This window comes from bacterium (assembly GCA_024224155.1).
Lineage (GTDB): Bacteria > Acidobacteriota > Thermoanaerobaculia > Multivoradales > JAHEKO01 > CALZIK01.
On record JAAENP010000347.1, the window covers coordinates 1 to 5,644 of the forward strand.

Below are 5,644 nucleotides of genomic sequence, written 5' to 3' on the forward strand. Positions count from 1 at the left end.
ATCCCCGCGCTCTGAACCTGGTAGCTCACCGCGCCGTGAAAGGCGTTGAAGACCGGACTCATCTGGGAATAGGCATGCGGCGACACCGACCATTCGCGGTACTGCGTCGGGTGGCAGGTAGCGCAAGTTGTCGCCGACGGATAGGTGGCTTCGGCGAACAGTTTCTCGTGCTCTTCGTCGGCAGTGAGCTGAGGCTCGGGCACCGCCGGCGAGCCTTGAGCAGTCTCTTCTTCCTCGGCTCCGCGCGCGGCTCCCGTTCCCTAGCCGGCCAGCAGGCCGGCAAGAACGACGAGGCCGACACGCGCTCGCCACTGGAAGCCGACACCCCCAGCCAGTTCCTGATCCAATCCAGTCATCTCCGAACCCCCCGGTTTCCGTAGTTCCGCAGAGGATACTACGCCCTGTAATTCAAAGCGCAACATCGAGAACCCCGGAGCGTCGGGAGATTGTAGCTGTCGACCCCCTTCCGTGCGTCGACCGGGATTGGGTGATGCCGGCGCTCTCGGAGAGACCGCACCGGCGCGACACTCTCGGTCTTTGCACGGAGCGATACAATGCGCGCTCTATGACGACCACTTCACCACCTGGCACCGCCACCCAGATCGCCCCCCTCGAGATCGCGGACCGGACCTTTCGCTCGCGCCTGATACTCGGCACCGGCAAATACAAGGACGGCGCCGAGATGAACGCCGCGCTCGAAGCCTCGGGCACCGAAATGGTGACCGTTGCCCTGCGCCGGGTTCCTCTCGAAGAGATCGGCAAGGGCTCGCTGATCGACCAGATCGATCAGGAGAAGTACCTGCTGCTGCCCAACACCGCCGGCTGTTACACCGCCGACGACGCCATCCGCACCGCTCGCCTGGCGCGCGAGCTCGGCGGCTGGAACTTCGTCAAGCTCGAGGTCATCGGCGACGAGAAGACCCTCTTCCCCGACAACGAAGCTACGCTCGAAGCCGCCAAGGTGCTGGTCGACGAGGGCTTTCATGTCTTGCCCTACACCATCGACGACCCGATCATGTGCCGCAAGCTCGCCGATCTCGGTTGCGTCGCCGTGATGCCGTTGGCCGCGCCGATCGGCTCGGGCCTGGGCATCCGCAACCCCGCCAACCTCAAAATCATCGTCGAGCAGGCACGGGAGCAGGGCGTTCCGGTCATCGTCGACGCCGGGGTCGGCACGGCATCGGACGCCGCGGTGGCGATGGAGCTCGGCGTCGATGGCGTACTGATGAACACCGGCGTGGCCTCGGCCGCCGACCCCGTCCGGATGGCCCTGGCAATGAAGCTCGCCGTCGAGGCCGGCTGGCTCGCCGCGCACGCCGGCCGGATTCCCAAGAAGCTCTACGCCACGGCGTCTTCACCCATCGAAGGTCTGATCGAGTAGCTCGAAGTGACCCCGAGCCCAGCGAGCGCCAAGGTCCGCATCCTGCGCACTCTGGCGGTCGTCGCGGCTCTGGCGATCGTGGTGCTGACCGCCCAGGTGGCGCTGCCCTACGACTTTTGCACCTATTACACGGCCGGCCTCCTGGCCAACGAAGAAGGCGCGGCCGCGGCCTTCGACCTCGAACGGCTCAACCAGCGGCACGCCGAGCTTCATCCGGACTCCGGACGCCGGGTCGGAAGCTTCTACTACTCGCCGCTGTTTTTGATTCCCGCCTCGCTGTTGGCGCGGCTCGACTTCGCGGCCGCGCAGATGCTCAATCAGCTCATCATCCTGCTGGCTCTCGGCGGGATTCTCTACTGCGCGCTCGAGCCACTGCGGCCGCGATGGCTGCTGGCGCTGCTTTTTCTCGCTTTCGTCACCGGGGACCCAATTCGCATCCAATTCCTCTATCAGAACTGGACGGCACTGCTGGTTCTTCTGATCGCGCTCGCGCTCCGGCAGACGGTTCGTGGCCATCAGCGCACGGCGGTTCTCTTCTGGGCGCTGGCGTTCCACCTCAAGCTCTACGCCGGCCTCTTTCTGGTCCCGCTGTGGTTCATCGACAATGGTGGCAAGCGGCGCCTGGCCCTGGGCGCCATCGCGGTCTTCGTCCTACTTCTGGCCCTGCCGCTACCGTGGACCGGCTTCGAAGGACCGACCGCGTTTATCGGCGGTCTCGCCGAAGAGGCGGGCGGCGGGATCACGGTCTTCTACAACCAGATCTCGGTTCCCGCGGCGCTCGGGCGCCTGGCTCGTTCGCCGGTCGACTGGGTGACCTCGAACCGAACCGTCGACAGCCTAGCTTTGAAGGCCCTGGTCTGGTTGTCGCTGGCCGGCTTCGTCTTGGCCGTGTGGAAGCTGCGCGAGCGGCCGAGCGGCGGGCGGCGGGCTCTCGCTCTGACGATCCCCTATCTCTTGCTGTTTCTCCCCAAGATGTGGGACCACGGTGAGCTGCTGTTTCTGGCGCTCTTCGCCCTCGCTGCCCTACCCCGGCGCGTCGAGGCCTTCGCCGCCGTCTACCTCGTCCTGAGCTTCACCTACTTCCCGCTCGTCCAGCACCTCATGGAGCGGGCACTCACAGAGGAGATCGGGGCGGCCCAGGTCCAGATCCTGCTCCTGTTCTATCCGCTCCTGAACCTCCTCGCCGCGGTCGCACTGGTGCAGCAGAAGGCGACCTCCGAATCGCTGCCGGACACTACTTAGGCCGGTCGTCGCCCGCGGTCTGTTGCCTCGCCGCAAGGCGCGGCCGGACCAGGATCAGCTGCCCCGTGGGCTCGATCACGGCGGTCTCCTCGACCCCCGGCACCTGCTCGCGCCATGAATCAAAGCTGTACCGGCCGGCGATGGCGACGTCCACTTCCGGGCTCAGAAGGCGCGACTGCCACACCTGGAGGTCGGCTCGGCGAAAGGACAGTCTGGCGATACTCTCTCGCACCACCAGCTGGCCCCCCATCCGTCGCTTCCGAAAGAGCTCCGGTGAAACCTGAATCGAGGACGGTCTCTCCGCCTCGATCACATCGCGGAAGGCCCGCCACGGATAGAGAATCAGGTCGCCACGTTGCGCTGTCAGGTGCTTGCTGAGGGCGAGCCGGTTGTTTTCGAAGCCAACTCCAAACAAGAGCAGGAGAGCGGCGACGAGGAGGACAAAACGCAGGGTGCGATCCCGGTTCCAGACCGCACTCGCTGCCAGCAAACCCAGCAACGCCAAGGGCAGCCCTATGCTGGCCACAAAGTCGGGCGCGGTCCAGCCAAATCTCTGAAGAACCACCTGCGGCACGATCTCGGTCGCGTCGAGGTAGCCCAGGCGATAGGGAATGAACGTCAAGAGGCAAACGACACCGGTCACGTAGAGCGCCAAGCAGCTCTTCAAGGAGGAAAGATCCCTCCAGGGTGGCTCTTCGATACCGAGGTCTCGAAATAGCGAGGCCACGAGCAAGCAGCACACCGGCATGACCGGCAGCAAGTAGCGCCAATAAAGAGGATAGAACGCTCCGATCTGCAAGAGCAGCATCATCAGCATGAAGCCGATCGGAAGCAGATGGAGCAACCTCAGCTCGATGCGCTTGCCCATGCCCGTCGCCACGAATGCCGCGACGAACGTCAAGAGCCAGAGGTGGCGCGGCGAATAGTCGACAATGCCCTCACCAGTCCCGGTCTGGAGAATCGTGTTCAGCCAGCCGAAGGCGGTCCGCCGTAACGGCCTGACGTCGTCCTCGAAGTTGGTTTCGATCACCGCGGCCACGTGATCGGGGCGGAAGCTGCGCCACACGTCACCGCCAATCCAAGCGTCGGCCGCCAGCACCAAAAGAAGGCCGCTCAGCGCGCCCGCTGTCCAGAGCGCCACTCTTCTCCCGAACGTCCGCAGATCGATACGTCCCCGGTGCCAGAGAAACAAGGCCGGCAAACAAGCCACGATGATGCCCGTTTCCTTGGAGAGAAAGGCCAACACGCTCAGAAGCCCCATTGCCAGCGCTGCCGACGTCCGGCTCGGGGGCGACCTCTCGCCGGCGATCATCCAAAGATAGGCGGCGACCGTGACCGTCACGAACATCATCGCCGTGAAGTCAGGAAAGGTCGAACCTATTCGACCCATGATGTTTGTCTGGCCGACCAGCACGACAAGTCCGACAACCTGGGTGCGAACCTGAAGACCCGGACCGAGCGCAGCGATACCTGCCACGACCGCGGCAACCGTCACGGCGAACACGAAGGCCCAGAAGAGGCGCGCACCCAGAAAGACGTCTCCGCCCGCAAGCGCGATGAAGAGCTTGAGCAGGTAGACATGCACGGGTCGGCCGTAGCCCGTGCTGCCCTCATCGAAGGCCGCCTCTCGCAGATAGCGGACGTCGTCGCCGCCTGCGGTGCTCCCGGTGAACGGAAACGCCGACACGAGTGTTACGACGAAGACTGCGGCCAGCGCGACCATCCCGAGAAGCCGCCGGTTGCGGGCCGAGTTTCCTGGCCACCGCACCGAATCCCGAACGCGCTCGAAAGCGGCAACAAGCCGGTTGCTGTGCCCGCGCATCAAGAGAAGGCCTGCGAGCAGGAGCAGCGATCCCAGGAGCCTGCGCTGGAATGGGGAAAAATCAGACGCCACCCCCCGGAGAAGTCGGTAGAAGCCCACCGGACGCCCGGCAAACAGAAGATCGGCCGGGATCTCGACCGACGACGAAGGGGATTCCCCAAACCGCAGCGCGAACCGGCTCTCTCCTCCGGTTTGCGAGAGACCGAGCTCGACATGATGGATTCCGGGACCCGGGTTCGGATGCACCAGCGCCCGGGTCGAGCGGCTCGAGCCCTTGCGATCGACGGCCATCTCGCCGTCGAGCGCTACGTAGACACCCTCATCGGAGAAGACCGAGAGCGGCCGGCTCTCCGCTTCTGAGACTCGAATCCAGCCGTTCCAGCGGATACTGAAACTCTCCGTGCTAAAAAGAACCTGCTCCAGGTCTCCACGTTCTACGAGCTCCGGCGATTCGACCGTGGTGAATACCGGCTCGCCGTCCCAGGAGGGCGAGTTGGCGAAATACTCGGTCTCGAGGCCCGGCCGATCGGCCAGGTAGCCCAGACCGGCGACCGTCGCCGTCACGGCCAGAGCGACGCGACCGATCCGGAAGGCCGACGGCCAGGGGATTTTCATTGGAAGAGAAGGGTATCCCACGTCGGTGCGTCTCCCCTCCCACTCGATTCCGGGGTGGCGGTCGAGCTCCACCTCGACCGCCTCGCTGCCTAGTCCGCCAGCGGCAGGCCGCTCGGCACCACTCTCGGTAGGTCGGCACGAAGATCGAGACTGGCCGGATCCGTCAACGCATACAGAAAATCCAAGAGATCATCTATCTCGGCGTCGGTGACCTCCGTCCTCTCGATCTCGCAAGCAGCGCCGATCTCGGACCGCCGCGAGGCATCGGACTGCACCACGAAGTCGATCGCGTCGAGATCCGGGCGCGACGGCAACACCGCCTGGCTCGCGTCGTATGTCTCGAGCGAACCCTGTGGATCGAACTGGTGAAGCACCACACCCTTGAGCGTGTCAAAGGCGCCGTCGTGCCCCCACGGACCGGTGATACCGACGTTGCGCAGAGTCGGCGTCCGGAACATGTACCGCTGACCGGCTCTGCCGGTCACGCGCTCGCGGCCGAAGTCTTCGCGTCCGTCGAATCCATCGCCCTTGCCGGGACCGATCTGGGGCATGCCGATGGCGTGAAAGTCATGATCGGTCTGAAA

5 protein-coding genes are annotated in these 5,644 nt (G+C 64.7%); 2 read left to right on the plus strand and 3 right to left on the minus strand.

Features of this window, described 5'->3' with window-relative positions:
* Window positions 1-203 (minus strand): hypothetical protein (locus tag GY769_17385; GenBank protein MCP4203693.1); only part of this gene is annotated, 203 nt, incomplete at its 3' end.
* Between the two features lie 362 nt (window positions 204-565).
* Here GY769_17385 and GY769_17390 point away from each other — a divergent pair.
* Both GY769_17390 and GY769_17395 read left to right on the plus strand, forming a co-directional pair.
* Entirely contained in the window at window positions 566-1,381 is an 816-nt protein-coding gene (locus GY769_17390; protein ID MCP4203694.1) for a thiazole synthase, read from the plus strand.
* 6 nt (window positions 1,382-1,387) lie between these two features.
* Window positions 1,388-2,623 (plus strand): DUF2029 domain-containing protein, encoded by a 1,236-nt coding sequence (locus GY769_17395; protein ID MCP4203695.1) that lies wholly within the window; start codon window positions 1,388-1,390, stop codon window positions 2,621-2,623.
* Here the strand turns inward: GY769_17395 and GY769_17400 are convergent.
* Entirely contained in the window at window positions 2,616-5,060 is a 2,445-nt protein-coding gene (locus tag GY769_17400) for a hypothetical protein (GenBank protein ID MCP4203696.1), read from the minus strand. The two genes, GY769_17395 and GY769_17400, sit on opposite strands and share 8 nt — an antisense overlap.
* A gap of 89 nt (window positions 5,061-5,149) precedes the next feature.
* Window positions 5,150-5,644 (minus strand): cytochrome-c peroxidase (locus GY769_17405; GenBank protein ID MCP4203697.1); only part of this gene is annotated, 495 nt, incomplete at its 5' end.